General features: G+C 63.2%; 23 protein-coding genes. 5 read left to right on the forward strand and 18 right to left on the reverse strand.

Annotation, left to right across the window (positions count from 1 at the left end):
- Positions 1 to 65 precede the first annotated feature (65 nt).
- Positions 66 to 827, forward strand: a complete 762-nt coding sequence (locus AB4Y97_RS06485) for a hypothetical protein (protein WP_441998199.1) — start codon at positions 66 to 68, stop codon at positions 825 to 827.
- An 80-nt stretch (positions 828 to 907) separates the two neighbouring features.
- On the opposite strand, the gene AB4Y97_RS06490 is transcribed toward AB4Y97_RS06485, so the two are convergent.
- Entirely contained in the window at positions 908 to 2290 is a 1383-nt protein-coding gene (locus AB4Y97_RS06490) for an amidase (RefSeq protein ID WP_441998261.1), read from the reverse strand.
- 269 nt (positions 2291 to 2559) lie between these two features.
- A complete protein-coding gene (locus AB4Y97_RS06495) occupies positions 2560 to 2994 on the reverse strand; it encodes an MmcQ/YjbR family DNA-binding protein (RefSeq protein WP_441998200.1) in 435 nt (144 codons plus the stop codon).
- A 200-nt stretch (positions 2995 to 3194) separates the two neighbouring features.
- Between AB4Y97_RS06495 and AB4Y97_RS06500 the strand changes: the two genes are divergently transcribed.
- Together AB4Y97_RS06500 and sorB are read left to right on the forward strand one after the other, a co-directional pair.
- Positions 3195 to 4421, forward strand: coding sequence for a molybdopterin-dependent oxidoreductase (locus AB4Y97_RS06500; protein WP_441998201.1), 1227 nt, complete (start codon positions 3195 to 3197; stop codon positions 4419 to 4421).
- A gap of 8 nt (positions 4422 to 4429) precedes the next feature.
- Positions 4430 to 4726 carry a SorB family sulfite dehydrogenase c-type cytochrome subunit gene (gene sorB / locus AB4Y97_RS06505; RefSeq protein WP_441998202.1) on the forward strand — a complete coding sequence of 99 codons (297 nt, stop codon included), beginning with the start codon at positions 4430 to 4432 and terminating at the stop codon, positions 4724 to 4726.
- A gap of 36 nt (positions 4727 to 4762) precedes the next feature.
- Here sorB and pobA read toward each other — a convergent pair whose 3' ends face one another.
- Positions 4763 to 5932: a 4-hydroxybenzoate 3-monooxygenase gene (gene pobA, locus AB4Y97_RS06510; RefSeq protein ID WP_441998203.1), complete on the reverse strand. Its 1170-nt coding sequence runs from the start codon at positions 5930 to 5932 to the stop codon at positions 4763 to 4765.
- Between the two features lie 136 nt (positions 5933 to 6068).
- On the opposite strand from pobA, the gene AB4Y97_RS06515 reads away from it, so the two are divergent.
- On the forward strand, positions 6069 to 6941 hold the full coding sequence (locus AB4Y97_RS06515; protein WP_441998204.1) for a helix-turn-helix domain-containing protein: 873 nt from the start codon (positions 6069 to 6071) through the stop codon (positions 6939 to 6941).
- 5 nt (positions 6942 to 6946) lie between these two features.
- Here AB4Y97_RS06515 and AB4Y97_RS06520 read toward each other — a convergent pair whose 3' ends face one another.
- From AB4Y97_RS06520 to AB4Y97_RS06580, 13 genes are all read right to left on the reverse strand, one after another.
- A complete protein-coding gene (locus AB4Y97_RS06520; RefSeq protein WP_441998205.1) occupies positions 6947 to 8023 on the reverse strand; it encodes a 3-carboxy-cis,cis-muconate cycloisomerase in 1077 nt (358 codons plus the stop codon).
- Between the two features lie 11 nt (positions 8024 to 8034).
- Positions 8035 to 9240, reverse strand: a complete 1206-nt coding sequence (pcaF, locus tag AB4Y97_RS06525) for a 3-oxoadipyl-CoA thiolase (RefSeq protein ID WP_441998206.1) — start codon at positions 9238 to 9240, stop codon at positions 8035 to 8037.
- A gap of 2 nt (positions 9241 to 9242) precedes the next feature.
- A complete protein-coding gene (locus AB4Y97_RS06530) occupies positions 9243 to 10028 on the reverse strand; it encodes a CoA-transferase subunit beta (RefSeq protein ID WP_441998207.1) in 786 nt (261 codons plus the stop codon).
- Positions 10029 to 10032: 4 nt separating this feature from the next.
- A complete protein-coding gene (locus AB4Y97_RS06535) occupies positions 10033 to 10878 on the reverse strand; it encodes a CoA transferase subunit A (RefSeq protein WP_441998208.1) in 846 nt (281 codons plus the stop codon).
- Positions 10879 to 10898: 20 nt separating this feature from the next.
- Complete coding sequence (gene pcaG / locus AB4Y97_RS06540) at positions 10899 to 11525, reverse strand: protocatechuate 3,4-dioxygenase subunit alpha (protein WP_441998209.1); 627 nt, start codon at positions 11523 to 11525, stop codon at positions 10899 to 10901.
- Positions 11525 to 12250: a protocatechuate 3,4-dioxygenase subunit beta gene (gene pcaH, locus AB4Y97_RS06545; RefSeq protein WP_441998210.1), complete on the reverse strand. Its 726-nt coding sequence runs from the start codon at positions 12248 to 12250 to the stop codon at positions 11525 to 11527. The genes pcaG and pcaH overlap by 1 nt, the downstream gene beginning before the upstream one ends.
- A 54-nt stretch (positions 12251 to 12304) precedes the next feature.
- Positions 12305 to 12673, reverse strand: coding sequence for a 4-carboxymuconolactone decarboxylase (gene pcaC, locus AB4Y97_RS06550; RefSeq protein WP_441998262.1), 369 nt, complete (start codon positions 12671 to 12673; stop codon positions 12305 to 12307).
- Between the two features lie 22 nt (positions 12674 to 12695).
- Positions 12696 to 13490, reverse strand: coding sequence for a 3-oxoadipate enol-lactonase (gene pcaD / locus AB4Y97_RS06555; RefSeq protein ID WP_441998211.1), 795 nt, complete (start codon positions 13488 to 13490; stop codon positions 12696 to 12698).
- A gap of 9 nt (positions 13491 to 13499) precedes the next feature.
- Positions 13500 to 14216 carry an ABC transporter ATP-binding protein gene (locus tag AB4Y97_RS06560; protein WP_441998212.1) on the reverse strand — a complete coding sequence of 239 codons (717 nt, stop codon included), beginning with the start codon at positions 14214 to 14216 and terminating at the stop codon, positions 13500 to 13502.
- Complete coding sequence (locus AB4Y97_RS06565) at positions 14197 to 14961, reverse strand: ABC transporter ATP-binding protein (protein WP_441998213.1); 765 nt, start codon at positions 14959 to 14961, stop codon at positions 14197 to 14199. The genes AB4Y97_RS06560 and AB4Y97_RS06565 overlap by 20 nt, the downstream gene beginning before the upstream one ends.
- Positions 14958 to 15962: a branched-chain amino acid ABC transporter permease gene (locus AB4Y97_RS06570; protein ID WP_441998263.1), complete on the reverse strand. Its 1005-nt coding sequence runs from the start codon at positions 15960 to 15962 to the stop codon at positions 14958 to 14960. The genes AB4Y97_RS06565 and AB4Y97_RS06570 overlap by 4 nt, the downstream gene beginning before the upstream one ends.
- 10 nt (positions 15963 to 15972) lie before the next feature.
- Entirely contained in the window at positions 15973 to 16836 is an 864-nt protein-coding gene (locus tag AB4Y97_RS06575) for a branched-chain amino acid ABC transporter permease (RefSeq protein ID WP_441998214.1), read from the reverse strand.
- A gap of 96 nt (positions 16837 to 16932) precedes the next feature.
- Positions 16933 to 18111: an ABC transporter substrate-binding protein gene (locus tag AB4Y97_RS06580; protein ID WP_441998215.1), complete on the reverse strand. Its 1179-nt coding sequence runs from the start codon at positions 18109 to 18111 to the stop codon at positions 16933 to 16935.
- A 181-nt stretch (positions 18112 to 18292) separates the two neighbouring features.
- Here AB4Y97_RS06580 and AB4Y97_RS06585 point away from each other — a divergent pair, with 181 nt between their 5' ends.
- Positions 18293 to 19075, forward strand: a complete 783-nt coding sequence (locus AB4Y97_RS06585) for an IclR family transcriptional regulator domain-containing protein (RefSeq protein ID WP_441998216.1) — start codon at positions 18293 to 18295, stop codon at positions 19073 to 19075.
- A gap of 279 nt (positions 19076 to 19354) precedes the next feature.
- Here the strand turns inward: AB4Y97_RS06585 and AB4Y97_RS06590 are convergent, their stop codons facing one another.
- Together AB4Y97_RS06590 and AB4Y97_RS06595 are read right to left on the reverse strand one after the other, a co-directional pair.
- On the reverse strand, positions 19355 to 20692 hold the full coding sequence (locus AB4Y97_RS06590) for a porin (RefSeq protein WP_441998217.1): 1338 nt from the start codon (positions 20690 to 20692) through the stop codon (positions 19355 to 19357).
- A 214-nt stretch (positions 20693 to 20906) separates the two neighbouring features.
- Complete coding sequence (locus tag AB4Y97_RS06595) at positions 20907 to 21182, reverse strand: hypothetical protein (protein ID WP_441998218.1); 276 nt, start codon at positions 21180 to 21182, stop codon at positions 20907 to 20909.
- Positions 21183 to 21340: the final 158 nt, after the last annotated feature.

A 21340-nucleotide genomic window follows, 5' to 3' on the forward strand; every position in this document is an offset into this window, starting at 1 on the left:
CGACGTCATACCGTGGCCATAATCATTAAGTGAGATTTACACATCGAAAAAACACGAAGGCGACGATGAACAAGATACTCATACTATCTGGAGCCGCAGCGATTGCGCTGAGTGTCATGAGCGAAGGCGCCGAGGCCAAGAAGATATTCTACGAGATCCACGGCAAGCGCTATTCCTACGAGTCGAACGATCCGAAACAGGTCGAATCCGCCCGTAAACGGATCGATGCCGCCAATGTGGCCGACGTTGCGAAAGCCAAGGCCGAAGCGGAGCGGTCGTCATCTTCGCTTGCCGCCGTGTTCGGATCCCACGCGCAGAAAGAGGCAGAACAGGCTCAAGAGCAGCTTGAACAGGTCCTTGCCGAGCAGGACGAAGCCGATGCCGGGAGAAAACAGGGACGGGTCGCTAAAAGCTGGCAGCGCAGGAAGCATGTCGAAGAGCAGGCCCGCCAGCCGGATGCTCCTGACGAGCAGGATGGGCAGATTACTGCCAAGGAGCAACAGCCGGCCAATCCAGCCCCGCCCCCTCCATCGACCGTGGTTTCAAACGTCGAGTCTGCCGTGCCGAACAAGGCGAAATCTATGGTGAAAACGGTTTCGTTCGATGTCGCCTCCGGGATCAAGACGACCATCATGACGGATGGCGCAATTCAGGAGGAGCCGTTCGACAGCCATATGCTGTCGAAGCTCGCCTTCGAGCAGGATAGTACGGGCAGCCTGACCGAGTTCGTCAATCAACTTCGCAAAGTCCCTCCCGAGGACATGACGGGCTCGACGGCAGCGCGGGCGGATCTCGCCGCAAACAATTCGTCGCCCGTACGGAACTGAAAGCGCTTTTTCATTTTTCATAAGGCATGATCGAAGGTGAGCTTTTGCACCCCGATCATGCCTTTCTGCGCCAGGCCAGTTTAAACCTTCGGCCAAGCTCTCTGCTCGCCGCGCATCGTCTCCCAGGCCTGGCTCAGGCGCATCACGCCCACGTCATCGTAACGCCTGCCGATGATCTGCAGGCCGATGGGGAGCCCGGTCTTCGTGAAACCGGCATTGATCGATGCGGCGGGCTGGTCAGACATGTTGAAGGCGACCGTGTAGCCGATATGCTCGAAGGGCTCCTCCGGATCGTGGATCGGAGAGGCCAGCTCTGCCTCGTAGGCCACGACGGGCGCGACGGGCGACAGCACGAAATCGAAGGCTTTCGTCGCGGCGATCGCGGCGTGGCGCATCACCATCATCTGGTTCATGCCCTGATAGACCTCCGCTCCCGTGAGCGACTTGCCGCCCTCGGCCCAGGCGAGGATGTAGGGCAGGACGCGTGCACGCTGCTCGTCGCTCAGGGCGCCGATATCCATCCAGGCGCGCTGGCGCCAGAAATCGTCGAGGCCGTCGAGCATTTCCCGCGTGATGAAAGGCGGCACTTCCTCGATGACGGCTCCCGCATCGGCGAAGGCTCGAACCGCAGCCTCGATGCAGGCGCGCACTTCCGGATCGAGGGCGATGCCGATGCCCGGCTCCATCATCACGCCAATCCTCAAGCCCTTGATGTCGATGTCGAGATCGAGCCAGGACAGGTCCTGGAAAGGCAGGCTCATGGTATCGCGAATATCGGGACGCGTCAGGCTCTTCATCATCAGCGCGGCGTCCTTCACACTGCGCGTCATCGGTCCGGCCACGCGGCCGTAATAGGGCGGATCGATGGGGATGCGGCCGAAGCTCGGTTTCAGCCCGAACACGCCGCACCAGCCGGCTGGCAGGCGGATGGACCCGCCGATATCCGTGCCGATATGGAACGGACCATATCCCGCGGCCGCCGCAGCTCCCGCGCCCGCCGAACTGCCGCCGGGATTCCTCGACAAATCCCACGGATTGCGCGAGAGCGGATGAAAGCTCGAAAGGCCGGAGGACAGCATGCCGTAATCCGGCATGGTGGTCTTGGCGAGAATGACGACGCCATCCTCCCGCAGGCGCGCGGCGGGCGGCGCATCTTCGGCGGCGGGAACGAGCGGCCGCGCCGCCGTGCCGAGCGGCACCGGCGTGCCTTTTGTCGCGATGTTCTCCTTAATCGTCGCAGGGATTCCGTCGAGCGGCTTCGCCGCCTTGCGCATCCAGCGTTCCTCGGAGGCTTTCGCGTCCTTCAAGGCGGCTTCGGGATCGAAGGCATAAAGCGCCTGGAGCTTGGGCTCGCAGGCTTCGATGCGTGCAATCACCGCCTTCACCACCTCAACGGGCGAGGCCTGCTTGCTGGCATAAGCCTCAAGAAGCTTAGGCCCGCTCCAATCGGCAAGATCTGCGATGGGTTCCCGGTTTGTATGGTGCGAAGAGGATTGTGCGCTCAACGTGAAAATCTCCCTTGGGCTTATTCTGGGCTTGTTGGATTCTGGCCGAACCCATGCTGCTTCATCACTTTCCCAGCGTAAACTGCTTTCAGCGAAGGTCTGGGAAGCTTGGCGTGCAGGACTTCAGGGATATGAAGCAGGAACCCTCTCTTCCAAGGGTCTGGCTTCCATTCGACTTTCCCGTCCGATGCTTCAGAAACGGGGGCAAAGCGGCAGGTCCGGCCTGTTCAGGCTGGCCCCTTCGCATCGAAAAGCGTCACAGCCCGTTTCGAGGCGATGCTGCGCCACCGTCGCTCCAGGAAAGCGCATACGGTTTCCGGTTCGGCGGCCGCCAGCCGCAGAAGCACGATCGGATAATTGTCGTAATGCGGCGTGGCATGGAAAATGTGCGGAACAGCCTCGATGAGCATTTCGCGCTCGTCAAAAGGAATGTCGAGGAGGACCAGGCTGCCATCCTCGGGCCGCAGGCGGGTCAACAGCTTTCCCCTCACCTTCAAGGCAGGCGTTCCGTACGAGGTCGAAGGGACGACCTCCGGAAGCGCGGAGGCGAGCATGACGATCTCGTCCCAAGTCAATGCCTTGATCCCATACCGTAGTCCCCGCCTTGAACGGTCGGCAGAATTCTTTTCGGTGCGCAATGCCGAACCGGGTCGTTTCGGCATTTAAACATACCCTTGCATGACATCGCTCCCCTCCAGGCCTGTCAACCGGAGTACATTGGTTGCCGGACCTGTCGATGCACCGAATAGCGTGGCGCCAAGGGGCGCAAGGGCCCCCTATCGTCCTTAATTGGATTGGCGAGTTTCCGGCAGTGCTGTATTTTCTGGGTGGGGGCGACATAACCGATAGGGGAGATGCGGTTATGGCTACACGGCGCTCATTCCTCATCGGCGCGGGCAGCGTTGCCGTCGCGGGGCCAGCCCTTCTTCGCGGGACATTGGCGGCAGAGCCCCTGCGGCTCGACCCGCAGCTTCCGGCAGGAACCCGCGCGGAAGCGATGCTGGAGGCGCTTCCCGGCAAGGTGCCGTTGATCAAGCTGAGCTATCGCCCGCCGAACTACGAAACCCCTCTCCATTATTTCAACGATCTTTACACGCCGAACGATGCTTTTTTCGTTCGCTATCACCTCTCGGATATTCCTGAGGTCGACCCCGCCCAATGGCGTCTGACTGTCAGCGGCGATGCAGCATCGAAGCCGTTCGAGCTGACCTTCGATAGTCTCAAGAACGATTTCGCCTCCGCCGAAATCGCCGCCGTCTGCCAGTGTTCCGGCAACCGGCGCGGCCTGTTTCAACCCCATGTCCCTGGCGTCGAATGGGGCTATGGCGCCATGGGCAATGCACGCTGGAAGGGCGCAAGGCTGAAGGAGATTCTCGACAGGGCGGGTCTTGCGAAGGAAGCGATTGAAATCTCCCTCGAAGGGGCGGATGGGCCGCCTTTCGACAAGACCCCGGATTTCGTCAAAAGCATCCCGATCTGGAAAGCGCTCGATCCCGATACCCTTGTCGCCTACGAGATGAACGGGCAGCCCCTGCCCCATTTCAACGGCGCACCGGCGCGTCTCATCGTACCGGGATGGACCGCGACCTACTGGATGAAGCACATCACCGGCATCAAGGCGCGCTCGATCCCGGAAGAGAACTTCTGGATGAAGTCGGCCTACCGTATCCCGGTGGGCAAGTTCCCGCTCGTTCAGCGCTTCCTCACGCAGGAGAATTCCGTCAACGCTCCGATCACCGAAATGGTCGTGAATTCCGTCATCACCACGCCAGCGGAGGGAGACACGGTGCCGATGGGCCGGCCGCTCACCGTCAAGGGCATGGCCTGGGATGGAGGCTATGGCATCACTCTGGTCGAGGTATCGACCGATGACGGCCAAACCTGGATGCGAGCCAAGCTCGGCCCGGATGCGGGCCGCTATTCGTTCCGGCCATGGTCGGCCGAGCTGAAGACGGATCGCAAGGGCCAGATGACAGTAATGGCGCGGGCCACCAACGCCATCGGCCAGACCCAGACTTCCATGCTGATCCAGAATCCCGCCGGCTACCACCACAACCTGATGCAGCGCGTCAGCATCACAGTCGCATGAGGCGTGCCATGTGGAGATTTTGTCTGACTGCCTTCGCCATCGTCACCGCGGCCACCCTGGCCCATGCCGACGAGACGGCGATCAAGCTGAAGGACGCACCGGGCCACGACGCCGTCATGAACAACTGCGCCGCCTGCCACAGCCTCGATTACATCCAGATGAACTCGCCGTTTCCGGACCGCAAAGTCTGGGAGGCTGAGGTGACGAAGATGATCAAGGCTTTCGGGGCTCCCATCGACGACGAGGATGCGAAGGCGATCGTCGATTATCTTGCCAAGAACTACGGTTCGGGCGGACCGACATAAATCGCCTGCAGAGCGTCAGGCTGCTTTTCGATCCTGTCAGAAAGGCAGCCCCGTATAGTTCTCCGCCAAGGATCGCGCAGCAGCTTCGGAACCGACCAGATAATCGAATTCCGCGCGCTGGATGCGGCGGCCGAAAGTGTCCGTTTCCGGGAAGGTGTGCAGGATCGAGGTCATCCACCAGGAAAAGCGCTCGGCCTTCCAGACGCGGCTCAGAACCCGGGCCGAGTAATGGTCGATGCCCACGGAGGAGCGCTCGCGGTAGAACTCGGTCATCGCCTCGGCAAGGCAGTCCACATCACTGGCGGCCAGATTGAGGCCCTTGGCGCCTGTCGGGGGTACGATATGCGCGGCGTCGCCCGCCAGGAACAGGCGGCCGAACCTCAAGGGCTCCGCCACGAAGCTGCGCAAGGGCGCAATCGACTTTTCGATGGAGGGACCAATGATCAGCTTTTCCGCCGTCTCGGAATCGACGCGGCGGCGCAGTTCGTCCCAGAAGCGCGCGTCGGACCAGGCCTCGACCTTCTCATCGGCCGGCACCTGCACATAATAGCGGCTGCGCGTCGGCGACCGCATGGAGCAGAGCGCAAAGCCGCGCTGGTGATGGGCGTAGATCAGCTCGTCAGAGACGGGCGGCTTGTCCACAAGGATGCCGAGCCAGCCGAAGGGGTAGACGCGCTCATATGTGCGTAACGCATCTTGCGGCACGCTGGCACGGGAGACGCCGTGATAGCCGTCGCAGCCGGCGATGAAATCGCACGCGATCTCATGTTCTACGCCGCCCTTGCCGAAGCGGACCTTCGGACTGTCGCTGTCAAACCCGTGGAGCGAAACACCTTCGGCCTCGTAGATGGTCTTGGCCCCCGAGGCATCACGCGCATTCATCAGGTCGTGTGTGACCTCGGTCTGGCCATAGACCATGACCGTGCGGCCGATCAATTCCCGGAAATTGAAGCGATGCCTGTCGCCGTCGAAGCAGAACTCGACGCCGTCATGAACGAGACCCTTCGCACGCATTCTTTCGCCGGCTCCGGCCTTGTCCAGCAGCTCGACCGTGCCTTGTTCGAGCACGCCCGCGCGAATGCGGCCAAGAACGTAATCCTGGCTGCGCCGCTCCAGGATGATCGTGTCGATCCCCTGGTTGTCCAGCAGACGCCCCAGCAGAAGTCCAGCCGGGCCCGCGCCGATAATGACGACCTGTGTGCGCATGGCCGATTTCCTCCAACGGCGGCTTCAGCCGTGTCTGTCGTGGAAGAAGGATGGCCCGCCATCCGCCATGATGGCCATGGACAAAGCACGCATTGGATAGGACAATTCGAACATTCCATGCGATAGGCGACAAGCCATGAGCACGATCCCGACCTACGCTCTCTATGGGGAATACAAAGACGATCCGGGCGCGGACTGGGTGCATTGCGAGACGATCCAGTCCCGCAGCCGCTTGCATAATTACGTGATCCAGCCGCACCGACACGAGCGGCTCTTCCAGATCCTTCACCTGGCCAGCGGAAGGGCCGAGATCGTCGTGGACGGACGGCACACCATGCTCGACGCGCCCTGCATCGTCGCTCTCCCCCCGATGGTCGTGCATGGCTACACCTTCTCGCCCGATGTGGGCGGCACCGTGCTGACCCTCTTCGAGCGGCGGCTGGCATCGATCCTCGACGCGGCGGAGGATATCGAGGCGACCTTTCAATCCGTGCAGATCGTGCCTCTGGCACGGCATCCGGAGATCGCCCAGACACTCGCAGCGGACATGGCACATCTCGCCGCCGAATTCGCAGGCCGGGCCTCGGGCCGCCTTGCCATGATCGAGGCGCGTCTGGCTCTGATCCTCATCGCGCTTCACCGCCTTCAGGGCGCGGGCCGTCAGGCATCGCCTGAGGCGCATGCCCGCGCGTTTCACCATGTCATGCGGTTTCGCCAGCTCGTCGACCAGGAGTTTCGCAGCCACAAGCCGATCGAGATCTATGCCCGGAGGCTCGGCCTCACTGCGACGCATCTCAACCGGATCTGCCGCGAGCACTTAGGTGAGACGGCGCTCGGCATCGTCCATCAGCGGATCGTGCTTGAAGCCAAGCGCTACCTGACCTTCACCTCTTTGAGCGCCAAGGAGGTCGCGCTTGCTCTCGCCTTCGACGATCCGTCTTATTTCACACGCTTCTTCAAGCGCGAGACGGGACTCTCGCCGATGGCATTCAGGGCCTTGCAGAAGTAGACGGCTCAAGCGCCTTTCGCGGGAGAGGTCGAAAGCGCGAAGCTCATTTGCGAAACCAGCGCGAGCGCCTTGCTCAACCCAGCTCCCGCCGTCACCGCCATCTGCGGCAGGATGAGCCATTCGAGCGTCCAGGCCGCGCCCGAGCGCTCGTTCTCGTGCACCAGCGCCTGATGCAATGTGCCGAGAAGGCCCGCATTGAAGCGCGCCAGAGCCACGAGCACTTCCGCTGGAACGGGGTTGGATTTGTGCGGCATGGCCGAGGAGCCGCCGCCGGTTGCGAGGCGCACCTCGCCGACCTCGTTCTGCGCCATCAACGCTATATCCTGCCCGATCTTGCCGAGCGTTCCGGAGAGCAGCGAGAGCCACGCGGCGAATTCCCCGATCCGGTCGCGCTGCGAATGCCAGGAGGGCGCGAAGCCGAGGCCGAGGCGCTCCGCCATGGCATCCGCCACGGCATCGCCATGGCCCCTGAATTCGCGGCGGGTGCCGATCGGCCCTCCGAGTTGAATCACGAGCAGGCGCGGCAGCATGTCCCGCAGGGTTTCCCCGTGGCGCTCCAAAGGCTGAATCCAGGTGTCGACCTTGTCGGCCGCCGTGAAGGGCAGCGCCTGCTGCATGCGTGTATGCGCCATGATCCGGACGGCGCCGTCCCGGTCCTTCAGGCGGACGAGGGCATTCACGAGCGCCTCGATACGGCGTTCGAACAAGGCCGTGAGGTCCTTGAGGCGCAGGATCAGGCCCGTATCGATGATATCCTGGCTCGTAGCGCCCAGATGAACCGCCTTGGCATGAGGCTCGCCCACTGCGGCGCGCAATTGCTTCACGAGTTCGGGCACAACCACGCCGTCCTGCGCCAGACCTCGGGCCAGGCCGTTCCAGTCGGGCTCGAAAGCGCGGCAGACTTCCGCGATCCGAAAGGCGGCATCCTCATCGATCAGACCGATCTCGGCCTCGGCCTCCGCGAGTGTCGCCTCGATCCGAAGCATGGCGCTCAGTTCGGCCTCGTTGGAAAAGAACGCCCCCACCTCCTCGTCGCCGACGAGGGTTTGAAGCAGCGGGAATGGGAGCTGTTCCGTGGCCATGATCGAACAGCCTAAATGGCCTCGAGGGCGATGGAAATGCCCTGCCCGACACCGACGCACATGGTGGCGAGAGCGCGCTTTTTGCCCATGAGTTTCAATTCGAGCGCCGCCGTGCCGGTGATGCGCGCGCCCGACATGCCGAGCGGGTGGCCGAGCGCGATGGCGCCGCCATTCGGATTCACATGCTTCGCATCCTCCGGGATGCCGAGCTCGCGTAGGACCGCGATGCCCTGGCTGGAGAAAGCCTCGTTCAGCTCGATCACATCGAAATCCGACGGCGTCAGCCCGAGACGAGCGCAGAGCTTCTTCGTGGCGGGCGCCGGACCGATGCCCATGATGCGCGGAGGAACACCCGCCGTCGCCCCGCCGAGAACGCGGGCGATGGGCTCGAGGCCATATTTCCGCACGGCTTCCTCCGACGCGACGATCAGCGCGGCCGAGCCGTCATTGACGCCGGACGCATTGCCCGCCGTCACCGTTCCGTCCTTACGGAACGGCGTCGAGAGCTTGGCGAGACCCTCCAGAGTCGTGTCGGCACGCGGATGCTCATCCGTGTCGACGACGACCGGATCGCCCTTGCGGCGCGGAATGACGACCGGCACGATCTCCTTGGCGAAGCGACCGTTCGCCTGGGCGGCGGCAGCCTTCTTCTGCGAGCGCAGGGCGAAGGCGTCCTGGTCGACGCGGGAGACACGGAAATCCTCGGCCACGTTCTCGCCGGTCTCCGGCATGGAATCGACGCCGTATTGTTGCTTCATCAGCGGATTGATGAAGCGCCAGCCGATGGTTGTGTCGTGGATCTCGTTGGCGCGGGAAAACGCGGCCTCGGCCTTCGGTAGGACGAAGGGGGCGCGGGACATGGACTCGACGCCGCCTGCAATCATCAGCTCCGCCTCACCCACCTTGACGGCGCGGGCGGCAGCGATGACTGCATCCATGCCGGAACCGCAGAGCCGGTTGATGGTGGTTCCCGAGATGGAGCCGGGCAGGCCCGCGAGCAGCAGGGACATGCGCGCGACATTGCGATTGTCCTCGCCCGCCTGATTGGCGCAGCCATAGATCACATCGTCGATGGCTTCGAAATCGAGGTTCGGATGGCGCTCCATCAGTGCCTTCAGCGGAACCGCGCCGAGATCGTCCGCGCGGACGCCGGACAGCGCGCCGGCATAGCGGCCGATGGGCGTGCGCAGATAGGCGCAGATATAGGCTTCACGCATTGTCAGGCTCCCTTCTTGCCGCCATGGGCCCGCTCGGTGCGCGCCTGGAGATCGCGCAGGGTCGTAAGTTCCAGCTCGGTCGGTGGCGGCGTCTCTTCGACGTGCTCCGCAAAACCCACCTTCCAGCCGCAGGTCTCCTGCACCTGTTCCCGCGTCACGCCTGGATGCATTGACACGACCGTGAATTCCTTGGTTTCCGGATCCGGCTTCCAGAGCGCCAGATCGGTGATCAGGAGCGTCGGCCCCTTGGTCCCGATGCCGAGGCGCTTGCGATGATCGCCGCCCTCCCCGTGACCGAAGGAGGTATAGAAATCGATTGTCTCCACCATGCCGCGGGTCGCCTGCTTCATGGTGATGAACACCTCCTTGCAGGAGGAGGCGATTTCCGGCGCGCCGCCGCCGCCGGGCAGGCGCACCTTGGGGCGATGGTAGTCGCCGATCACGGTGGTGTTGATGTTGCCGAAGCGGTCGAGCTGCGCCGCGCCGAGGAAACCGATAGAGATCCGCCCGCCCTGCAGCCAGTAGCGGAACATCTCTGGCACCGACACGGTCGTCAGCGCCGTCTCGCACAATTCGCCGTCGCCGATGGAGAGCGGCAGCACATCCGGAGCGGTTCCAATGGTGCCGCTCTCATAGATCAGGGTGATGTCGGGCGCGTGCGTCAGCCGCGCGACGTTGCAGGCGGCCGAGGGCGCGCCGATGCCGACGAAGCACACATCGTCATTGGAGAGCGCGCGGGAAGCCGCGATGGTCATCATCTCGTTGGGGGTGAAAGCGGAGATGGCCATTTCCTCAAAGTCCCTTCACGCGGGACGCGAAGACCTCAGGTCCCGCATCGAGCACGTTCTGTTTCATCCATTGGGTAAAGAGATCGCGGTCGGCGGAAATCTTGTCCCATTCGAGATAGGCGGCGTTGTCGCGGCCGTAATAACCGTGCGTGTAGGACGGATGCGCACCGCCCGACACGTGGGCGATCGCGGTCACGGTCCAGTGCGGCAGCACGCAGAGATTCGGATGCAGATCGTCGAAATCGTCGACGATTTCCTCGACCGTCACCACGGCGCGCTTGGCTGCGAGCACCGCCTCTTTCTGCACGCCGATGATGCCCTCGATCAGCACGTCACCGCGCCGGCTCGCCTTCTGGGCATGGATGAACGACACATCGGGACGATGCGCGGGCACCGCCGCCAGTTCCTCGCCGGTGAAGGGGCAGGTGATGTTCTTGATCGCGGGATTGACCTCTTTCAATCCCGCGCCCCGATAGCCGCGGAAGACCGCGCAAGGCAGGCCCGCCGCGCCCGCCTCATAGGCATTGGCCATGGCCGCGTGGCTGTGCTCCACGGTTTCGATGGCGCGCGGCCACTTGTTCTCGATGGCGTCCCGCATCCGACGCAGGAGGCCGACGCCCGGATTGCCCGCATAGGAGAAGATGACCTTCTTCGCGAGGCCCATGCCGATCATCTGGTCGTAGACGATGTCCGGCGTCATGCGGATCAAAGTCAGGTCCTTGATGCCCTGGCGGATGACCTCATGGGCGGCGGCATGGGGAATGAGATGGGTAAACCCCTCGAACGCGACTGTGTCGCCGTCGCGCAGGTTCTCGGCGACAGCCTGTTTGAGGCTCTGAAACTTGGCCATGATACGCTTTCAGGTGACGATCAGATATCGAAGAACACGGTTTCCTTCTCGCCCTGGAGACGGATGTCGAAGGTGTAGGTCGGGCTTCCGTTTTCCTCAGTGCGCGCGGCGATGAGGGTCGGTACGCGGACCTTGTGCTCGATGCGGGCAAGTACCGGGCATTCCGCGTTGGCGGCCTCCTCGTCGCCGAAATACATGCGCGTGTGGAGGCCGATATTGATGCCCCGCGCCACGATCCAGAACGTGATGTGCGGCGCCATCGGGCGGCCGTCGGGATAAGGCACACGTCCGGGCTTGATGGTCTCGAAGCGGTATTCGCCCGTCACGCCATCGGTCGGCTGGCGCCCCCAGCCGGTGAAGTGCGGATCCGCCTGCCCGCGCCTCTCCTGCGGGCTGTTGTAGAAGCCGTTCGCGTCCGCCTGCCAGATCTCGATCAGGGCGTCCTTCAGCGGCGTTCCGCTGCCGTCGAAGACGCGGCCCTTGACGATGATCCGCTCGCCCTTCGTCTCAGGGTCGACGAGAACGAGTCCAAGATCCTCCTGCCACACGCCGGTGATCTCGACCCAGTTCGGGGTGGCGCCGATATGCACATAGGGACCGGCTGTCTGCGAAGGCGATTCCTTCAAGTGTCCGAGCTTCTGTACCATCAGTTCCCCTCCATCCGGTTTTCGAACATGGTCGAGCGGCGGCCGCGCAGGACGATGTCGAACTTGTAGGCCAGCGCATCCATGTGAATGGTGTTGTTGCGGTCGAGCGCCGCGACCAGCTGCTCGATGGCCGCCTTGTCGGGAATGGTGGACACGATGGGGCATTGCCAGATCATCGGATCGCCCTCGAAATACATCTGCGTGATGAGCCGCTGGGCGAAGGCGTGTCCAAAGACCGAAAAATGGATATGCGCCGGACGCCACTCGTTGACGCCGTTGGGCCAGGGATAGGCGCCAGGCTTGATGGTCCTGAACCAGTAGCGCCCCTCCTGATCGGTGATCGTGCGGCCGCAGCCGCCGAAATTCGGGTCGAGGGCGGCTAGGTAGGTTTCCTTCTTGTGCCGGTAGCGTCCACCAGCATTGGCCTGCCAGAACTCGAGGAGCGCGCCCGGCACCGGACGGGCGTTTTCGTCCAGCACGCGGCCATAGACGACGATGCGCTGGCCGATCGGATCGCTATCCTTGGCGTAGTTGCGGATGAGATCGTTATCGAGCGGCCCGATCCTGCTCTGCCCGAACACGGGCCCGGTCATTTCCGAGATCGTGTTATCGAGCGAGAGCAACGGATATTGCGGCGCGCGCAGCACCGACGTCTTGTACTGCGGCGTATAGGCCGGCGGGTGCCAGCTCCGGTCGCGTCGATAGAATGATCCGTGGTCCGACATGAATTCTCTCCCTCGAGCCGCGCCGCGCCCGGCGCCGGTTCAGTTCCGTTACCGTCACTTCTCCGGCTGCGGGCTCTGCTCCATTTCCGCGTAGGTCTTCTTGACGATCTTGAAAGCATGGTTGGCGGCGGGCACGCCCGCATAGACCGCCACATGTAGCAGCGCCTCGCGGATATCCTCCTTCGTTGCGCCGGTGTTGCGCGTGGCGCGCACATGCATGGCGACCTCGTCGTCATGCCCGAGCGCCGCCAGCAGCGCGATGGTGACGATGGAGCGCTCGCGCTTGGTGAAGTTCGGCCGCGACCAGACCGATCCCCAGGCCCCTTCGGTGATGAAGGTCTGGAAATCTGCGTCGAACTCGGTCATCTGGGCGCTTGCCCTATCCACGTGGGCGTCCCCCAGAACCTCTCGACGGACGGCCATGCCGGCCTTGTAACGCTCGCTCTCAGACAAGTCCGGCCTCCTTGAAATGGTGGTCGATCAGCGCCGTCAGCGCATCGGGCTGCTCAATGCAGGGAATGTGCCCAGCTCCATGGATGATCTCGAAATGCGCGCCGGGAATGAGCTTGGCGGTACCACGCACCAGATCGGGCGGCGTGGAGCCGTCCTGGTCGCCGACCACGCACAGGGTCGGCGCCTTGATGCGCGACGCATCCGCCGTCAGATCCGCATCGCGAATGGCGGCACAGGTTCCCGCATAACCATGAGCGGGCGTGCGGATCAGCATGTTGCGCCAGCCCACATAGTCCGCATCCCGCGTCTCGCGGAAAAACGGCGTGAACCAGCGTTCCAGAATGCGCTCGGCGATCGACTCGATCCCTGTGCTTTCGACGGCGGCGATGCGCTCGTTCCACGTCTCCGGCGTGCCGATCCTGGCAGCCGTGTCGCAGAGGACGAGCGCGCTCACCCTGTCCGGCGTCCTGACCGCGAGGCGTTGCGCGATCATGCCGCCGACCGACAGGCCCACGATCGCGGCGGGTCCGATGCCGAGCCGGTCGAGCAGCGCCAGGAGATCGTCGGCGTGATCGTCAATCGTGTAAGGCGCAGGCGGCGCATCGGACAGGCCGTGACCGCGCTTGTCGTAGAGGACGATCCGGAAACGGTCGAGGAAGGCGGGCACCACCTCCCGCCAGATGCGGAAATCGCTTCCCAGGGAATTGGAAAAGACGAGCACCGGCCCCTCGGATCGTCCGAGAACCCGATGATGAAGAACGATGTCGTTTGCGCGTGTGAAAGCCATGAACCTAACTCAATGCAAGGAACCGACGCCAAGAAATTGCTCGACGCGTTCCTCGTCCGCCCGCAAGGCCTCGCTGGTGCCCTGGAAGACGATGCGTCCGCGCTCGAGGATCATGACGCTATCCGCGAAATCGAGCGCGCTTTCGATGCGCTGCTCCACCAAAAGGACAGTCATCTGCCCACCGGAGGCCAGCCGCGTGAAGGCTTCCATGAGTTCATCGCAGATAACCGGCGCCAGCCCTTCGAGTGGCTCGTCGAGAAGAAGCACCGACGGGCGACCGAGAATGGTGCGGGCGGTCGAGAGCATCTGCTGCTCGCCGCCGGACAATTGCCAGCCGAGATTGCGCCGCCGCTCATGCAGGCGCGGAAACATGTCGTAGGCTTCCTGAACGGCGCTGCGCGGCCGGCCTTTCAGGCCGACGAGCAGGTTTTCCTCCACCGTCAGGGAGCGGAAGATGTCGCGCGTCTGCGGAACCAATCCCAGGCCGCTGAGCGCGCGATCCGCGCACCTGAGATCGGACACGTCCCGGCCGTCGAGCAGGATTTCGCCGCCATAGCGCCGGGTCAGCCCCATGAGGCTCGACAGAAGCGTGGTCTTGCCCATGCCGTTGCGGCCCAGGATCGACAGGCGCGCGCCCGCGGGCACCGAGAACGACAGGTTCTCCAGCACGATCGTCGGACCATAGCCCGCACTCAGGTTGCGGACTTCAAGCGACTCTGCGGGCATTGGCATAGCTTCCCAGATAAGCTTCGCGAACCTTGTCGTTCGCCGCGACCTCCGACGGCAGGCCCTCGAAAATGACCTCCCCCGCCGCCAGCACGACCACGCGCCTGGCGAAGCGGAAGACGAGATCCATGTCATGCTCGATCATCAGCACCGCGAGGCTCGACGGCAGGCGTTCCAGGGCCTGCTCGATGCGCGGCGTCTCGCTCGACGGCACGCCCGCAGCCGGCTCGTCGAGGAGCAGCACCTTGGGCTTCAGGGCGAGCGCGATGGCGATTTCCAGCAAGCGCTGCTGGCCATAGGCGATCTCGCCGACCTTGCGCCTCGCCACATCGAGAAGGCCGAGGGTGCCGAGCAGCCCTTCCACTTCATCCATCACGTCGGCATTGCCGTGAAAGCGGCCGAGGATGCGGGAAGCCTTCCTCTCCCGTTGCAGCACGGTGAGGGTGACATGCTCCTCCGGCGTCATGTCGGAGAAGAGCCGCGTCACCTGGAAGGTGCGAACCAGGCCTTTGCGCACCCGACGGACCGCACCGAGATTCGTCACGTCCTCGCCGTGGAGAACGACGCGCCCGGCGCTCGGCTGGATCTGCCCCGTCACCAGATTGACGAAGGTGGTCTTGCCGGCGCCGTTGGGGCCTATCAGCGCAAGTCTCTCGCCCTCGGACATCGCAAGGTCGATGTTGCGGTTGACCGCAAGCCCGCCGAACGATTTCGACAATCCTTCGACGCGAAACAGTTCGCTCATGGCTGCCCTCCCCTGGCTCCGTGCCTCGCCAGGAAAACCTTGTCGAGGACGCCGCCGAGACCGCCGGGCGCGACCAGCACGACGGCGATCAGCAGGGCGCCGACCATGGTCATCCAGTGGAAGGGGTTGATGGCGGAGACGATGTGCTCGAACCCCATGAAGATCACCGTTCCGACCAAGGCGCCGTAGAGGCTGCCGAGCCCACCGAGCACCAGCATGACGAGTGAGTTGGCGGAGAGTTCGAAGCTCACGCTGTCGAGGCCGACCACCTGGGTCGAGAGCGCGGCGAGCGCTCCGCCCATGCCCGCGACAGCTCCGGAAATCACGAACATCTTCAGAAGGACGGGAAACACGAAGGCGCCCATGGCACGGATGCGGACCGGGTCCTCCTTGATGCCCCGGCAGAGCATGCCGAAGGGCGAGGACACGACGAATTTCAGGGCGACGAAAACCGCGACCAGCAGGGCGAGACCGAAGAGATAGGCCGTGCGCCCCCAGAGATCGAACGCGAAGGTGCCGAAAAGCGGGCTCGGGCTGAAACCGGCGAGACCGTCGCTGCCGCCCGTATAGGCTGAGGCCTTGTTCGCGGCTTCATGAAAAAGCTGCACGATGGCGATGGAGAGAACGAGCTGCGCAAGCCCATGGGCGCGCAGCATGATCGTGCCCATGACGAGGCCCGCCGCCGCGCCGGCCACCGCGCCGATGGCGATCAGCGTCATCGGCTCCGTGATGCCGTTCACGCAGGCGATGCCGGCCGCATAGGCGCCCGCGCCGTAGAGTGCCGCCTGCCCCAGCGACGCGACGCCGCAATAGCCGACGATGAGATCGAGCGACAGGACCAGCAGCGCCGCCGCGATCACGCGGGTCAGCAGCGCGAGGTTGTCAGGGAACAGCCAATATCCGGCCGCACCCGCAGCGATGATCAGGGTCAGTCCGACCACATCGCGCAGGAGCCGCGAGTTTGCTGGCGGGATGGTCGCAAGTCTGTCCGATTTGGCGATCACCTGCACGCTACTGGGCCCTTCCGAGGAAACCACGCGGGAACACGCAGACGATGGCGATGACGGCGGCGTAGACGAAGAAATTGCCGAAATCGGGCATCAGATAACGCCCCGTCGTGTCGATTGCACCGAGCACGAGGCAGGCCAGCAGCGCGCCGGGGATAGAGCCCGCGCCGCCGACCGAGACCACCACCAGGAAAGTCACCATGTAGCGCAGCGCGTAATAAGGCTCGATGGGCAGGAACTCGGCTCCGACCACGCCGCCGAACGCCGCCAGCCCCATGGCGATGGCGAAGCTGATGGCATAGACGACCTGCGTGCGCACGCCGAGCGCATCGGCCATGGCCGCGTTGTCGACCGTCGCCCGCAGCTTGATGCCGAACATCGTCCGCTCGATCAGGAACCAGAGCCCGGCCGCGACGACGACGCCGCAGGCCATCACGAAAAGCCGATGCGCCGCCACCGTCCGGAAGCCGATATCCACCGGCTCGGCAAGGCTCGGGGGAAGTGGAATGGTCTTCAGCGTCGGGCCGAAGAAGTAATTGGTGATGCCGATCACGCAGAAGGTGATGCCGATGGTCATCAGAACCTGCGTCAGCTGCGGACTGCCGTAGATCCGGCGATAGAGAAACCGTTCCAGCGGGATCGAGATGGCAATCGTGCCCAGGATCGCCAGCAGGATCGCCGCTGCATAACCTGTTCCCAGCTCGCGCTGCGCATAGGATGCGATATAGCCGGCGATCATCGCGAAGGCGCCGTGGGCGAGATTCACCACTCGCATCAACCCCATCGTCAGCGACAGCCCGATGCAGATGATGAAGAGCGCCATGCCATAGGCGAAGGCGTCGATCGCGATGCTGAAGATGGTCTGCATGAATACGTCCCGATCAACGATGACCAAGGAATGCGATCCGAGCGGCGCAGCCCTCTCCGGACCGCGCCGCTCGCAAATTCTGCGGCGATGCCGCCTTTACTGGGTGGCGAGACCCGGATCCTTCTGGTTCGGGAAGGTCTGGATTTCCTTGTTGTAGCTCTTGCCGTCCGCGCCCTTGGCGACTTCGCGCAGATAGATGTTTTCCGTGATGTGGCGGGTCTCCGGGTCGATGCTCACAGGGCCGCGCGGACTGGTCCAGGCCATGCCCTTCACCGCATCCACCGCCTTCTTGGCATCCTGCTTACCGTCCGTCGCCTCGATCATCTTGTAGATCACATGCATGCCGTCATAGGCGCCGACAGCCGGGAAGGAGAGCTGGTCGGCCCCGCCGACGGCCTTCGTGGCGGCCTCGACGAAGCGCTTGTTCTCCGGCGAATCGTGCGACACCGCGTAATGGAAGGTGGTGAGCAGGCCGAAAGCGCCGTCGCCGAGAGCCGGCAGGTCGGATTCCTGCGTCAGGTCGCCCGGCGCGAGGAACTTGATGCCCGCCTGCTTCAGGCCGGTCTCGTTATAGGCCTTCACGAAGCCGAGCGTGGTTGGGCCGGAAGGAAGAAAGGCGAAGACAGCATCGGCTTTCGAATCGCGCACGCGCTGCATGATCGGGCTGAAATCGTTGGTATTGAGCGGCATCCTCACCGACTCGACAACCTGCCCGCCAGCCGCCTCGAAAGCCTTCTTGAAGGCGACTTCCGCATCGACGCCCGGGCCGTAATCGCTGACCGCCGTGATGACCTTCTTGATGCCGCGCTCGATCGCGATCTTGCCGAGCGGGGTCGTGGTCTGCGCTGTCGTGAACGAGGTGCGCACCACCAGCGGCGATTGGGTCATGATGGCCGAGGTCGCCGCGTTGAAGATGACGAGCGGCGTGTTGGCCTGAGTCAGGAGCGGCGTGATCGCCATGGCGTCCGGCGTGAAGTAGACGCCGCCGAGATACTGCACCTTGTCCTTGACGATCAGCTCCTGCGCCAGGGCACGCGATTGCTGCGGATTGGCCGCCGGCAGATCCCGGTAGATAATCTCGATGTCGTGACCTTTCACCGACTTGCCGTTGAGGGCCATATAGGCCTCGACCCCGGCCTGGAAGTTCTTGCCCTGCAGGGCAAATGGCCCCGAAAACGGGCCGATGATGCCGACCTTGATCGTATCCGCCGCGGCCGCGACTGTTCCGGCGAGCAGCGCGCCGATGGCGGCACAGAGAAGCTTCTTCCCAGACATCCTTATCTCCTCCCAGAGCCGCCTCGGTCTCATTGCCCAGGACCTGCGGTCTCTCATTAGTCTATGGTCTCATCTGTGTGCGAATTGCGAACATTGAAATCCATACCGAACATGAAGTACAACTCTGCGCGATGGTGTCAAGGCTACCAAAGTCCATCGCACCGGCCATTATGGAGTTTGCATGCGCCAGAGCGAAGCCAATATGAGCGGGGCGGAAGATCGTGACTTCGTTGCCAGCCTCGAAAAGGGCCTTTCCGTCATCGAGGCTTTCGATGCAAGCCGGCCGCGGCTGACCCTGTCAGATGTGGCGAAGCTGACGGGCATCACGCGCGCCGCTGCCCGGCGCTATCTGAAAACGCTGACGAAACTGAACTACGCCGATTTCGACGGCCGCTATTTCAGCCTCAGCCCGCGCATCCTGCGGCTCGGCTATTCCTACCTGTCCTCCAGCTCCCTCCCCGCCCGCGTGCAGCCCTTCCTCGAACGGATTTCGGAACAGACGGGCGAATCCAGTTCGGCGGCGATTCTCGACGGGGACGACATCGTCTATATCGCCCGCTCGGCCACCCAGCGCATCATGTCGGTGAGCCTCGGAGTCGGCACCCGCCTTCCCGCCTATTGCACGTCGCTCGGCCGGGCGATCCTCGCCTATCAGCCTGACGATGTCCTCGATGCCTATCTCCGGCGCGTCCGTCTCGACCCGAGGACGCCCAAGACCATCACGAAGAAACCGGAGCTGCGCGCCGCGCTCGAAACCGTCCGTTCCGAGGGCTGCGCCGTGATCGACGAGGAACTGGAGCTCGGCCTGCGCTCCATCGCCGTACCCCTGATACAGGAGAACGGCACGGTCCGTATCGCACTGAACATCGGCACCCAGGCCGCCCGCGTCCCCGCAGCCGAGATGCAGAAGCGCTTCCTTCCGCCGCTTCAGGAAGCCACCGAGACGCTCCGCCGAATCCTGTGACGGGCCCGCCGGGAGATATGGCGCCATCGGGCGATAAAACGACGCTTTCAGGCAAGACGACTTCGTCGCTTTCGGGGAACGTCGCTGGTGGACCGACCGCCTGCAACGGTCTTCAGAAAGCTTGCCGCCGCATCGACATCCATCACTACGGTTCCAGGACTGTCGTCTTCCGCGACTGACGAAAGCGGCGCGGAAGTCCCACGCCTATCTCATGGATGTTTCGAAGCGCAAGACAAGCGTGTCCCTGCGGGTTCAAGGCCGGCCTCTGGATCGAACGCGTCAGAAATCGCGCTGGATGCGGAAACGCGCCTGGACGGTGGAATCCGAACTGATCAGGCGGGGGAAGGAACCGCCGGTTCCGGCCTGCAAGGCGAGGATGCGCCCCCTGGTTTCGGCGATGACATAGATGACCTCGGCGCCGATGTTCAGGCCGGAGACTGGCGACCAGAAAGTGTTGGTGCCAAGGCGCCATTCCCTGAAATCCGGCAGGCCGGTCACGTTGCCGACGGGGCCGATGGCCGTCGCCGGGCCGGTGAAATCGACATGGGCGAATGATCCGAAGATGCTCGTGCGGAACGTCGGCGTCCAGTAATGGGTGTATCCGCCTGCCACCGACCATCCGATCGAGTTTTTCAACTGGCCGGTCGCCGTATCCACATACACGTCGACGGCCGGTGTGCTGATGAGACCTGCCCCCCACACATTGAGCAGGTCGCTGCCGAAGCCGATATAGCCAAGGGCCCCTTGCGTATAGCCCAGTGACAGCCAGGCGGCGTCGCCGGCCGCGATCATCGGCAGGTTCACGCCAGCCTGAAAGCCGACGGCAAAGCCATATTCCGTATCCGGGAAAAACGCGGAACGGGGAATGATGCCGGTGACGAGATTGGCGCTGCGGTTCTGATGAATGGCACCCGAGATCTGCGCGGAGCCCCAGGTACCGGCATAGCGCACATTGCCGATCAGGTCGGGCATACGCTCGCCGCCATAGGTCAGCACCGCCTGACCGGCAATCGGGGTAAAGGTATTGTTCTGACGGCGGCCATAGCCTTCTTCGACGGAGATCGAGGCGGAAAGGCCATTGCCGAAGGAATAGGTATAGGCGATCAAATCGACATCCGGCGCATCGTCGAAGCGCAGCGTGCCCATATGGGTTACTGGCAGGTCCGGGTTTGAGAACAACGAGGTGACACGACCCGCCGTCAGGCCGCCGAACTGCACGAAGGCCTGTCCCGTGCCGAAGGTCGTGTTGGGCGCGCCGGGGCTGTTGTAGGGCAGACCCGAGACACGCGTGATCTCGAAGCGGAAGAAGGCCCGCAAGAACCCGTAGGCCGTCGCGGTTCGTGCATCGAGCTGAATGCGGCCACGCGTGCGGAACCCGATAATGTCGTCGGCGCGGGTCAGCGGCTCAGCATACATCACTTCGGCGCGCGCACGGCCGCCGACGCGCAGGCAGGTCTCGGTGCCGGGGATATAGAAGAAGCCTGCCCCGAACACGGAACAGACGCGGACATATTCGACGGGCTGGACGCTCTTGGCGGGAAGATCGGCGGCTTGAGCGGCGGTGAATGCGGCGGCGCTGGCCGCGAGTCCAAAGATAAGGCTTCCGGGGCGCTTCATGAATTGGCCTCCAACGGCCTGATTCCCTACGACGTGCAGGCCTCAGCGCGCCAATTCAGAAGTATTTTCCCAGTACTAGTCAATCATCCTTATGGAGAGAATAATCCCCCTTATTTGTTGATATCGTATTATGGAGACGCCCGTGAATGTCGGTTCCGGACATCGACCGGAATCTGTATTCAGCTCCATTGTTATCGCGGGCCGAAGGCCTTCGCTATCGCCGCCGCCCCTGCCGTTCCCGCAACAACGTATGGGCTTCCATGTTTCCTCGGGCCTGCCGCATGATGTCCGCGTAGGTGCCGTCCTTCATCTTTTTCACCATGTCTTCCCGGACCGACTGAAAGTCGCTCTGAAGCCCTCCCCCGTTACCTAAATTTCCAGGAGAGAAGGACTCGAACGCACCCGACGGATTGCTGCTTTGCGCGAATGCGCCGGACACCTGAAGCACAAGCCACGTTGCGATAGAGAGAACACCGAGCATCGTCCGCATGGCACACCTCGTCGAAATATCGCAGGAAATACCGGATTCAGCTTACTCAAATTCATTGTGCGGAATCACATTGCGTAACAAACGGCCGCGGTCGGAAGTTCCTCTCCTTGCTCGAGGGTTTCCGGATCGTGTGTGAATGCCCGATGGAAATTGCGTAT

It is taken from the genome of Microvirga sp. 2TAF3 (assembly GCF_052114965.1).
Lineage (GTDB): Bacteria > Pseudomonadota > Alphaproteobacteria > Rhizobiales > Beijerinckiaceae > Microvirga.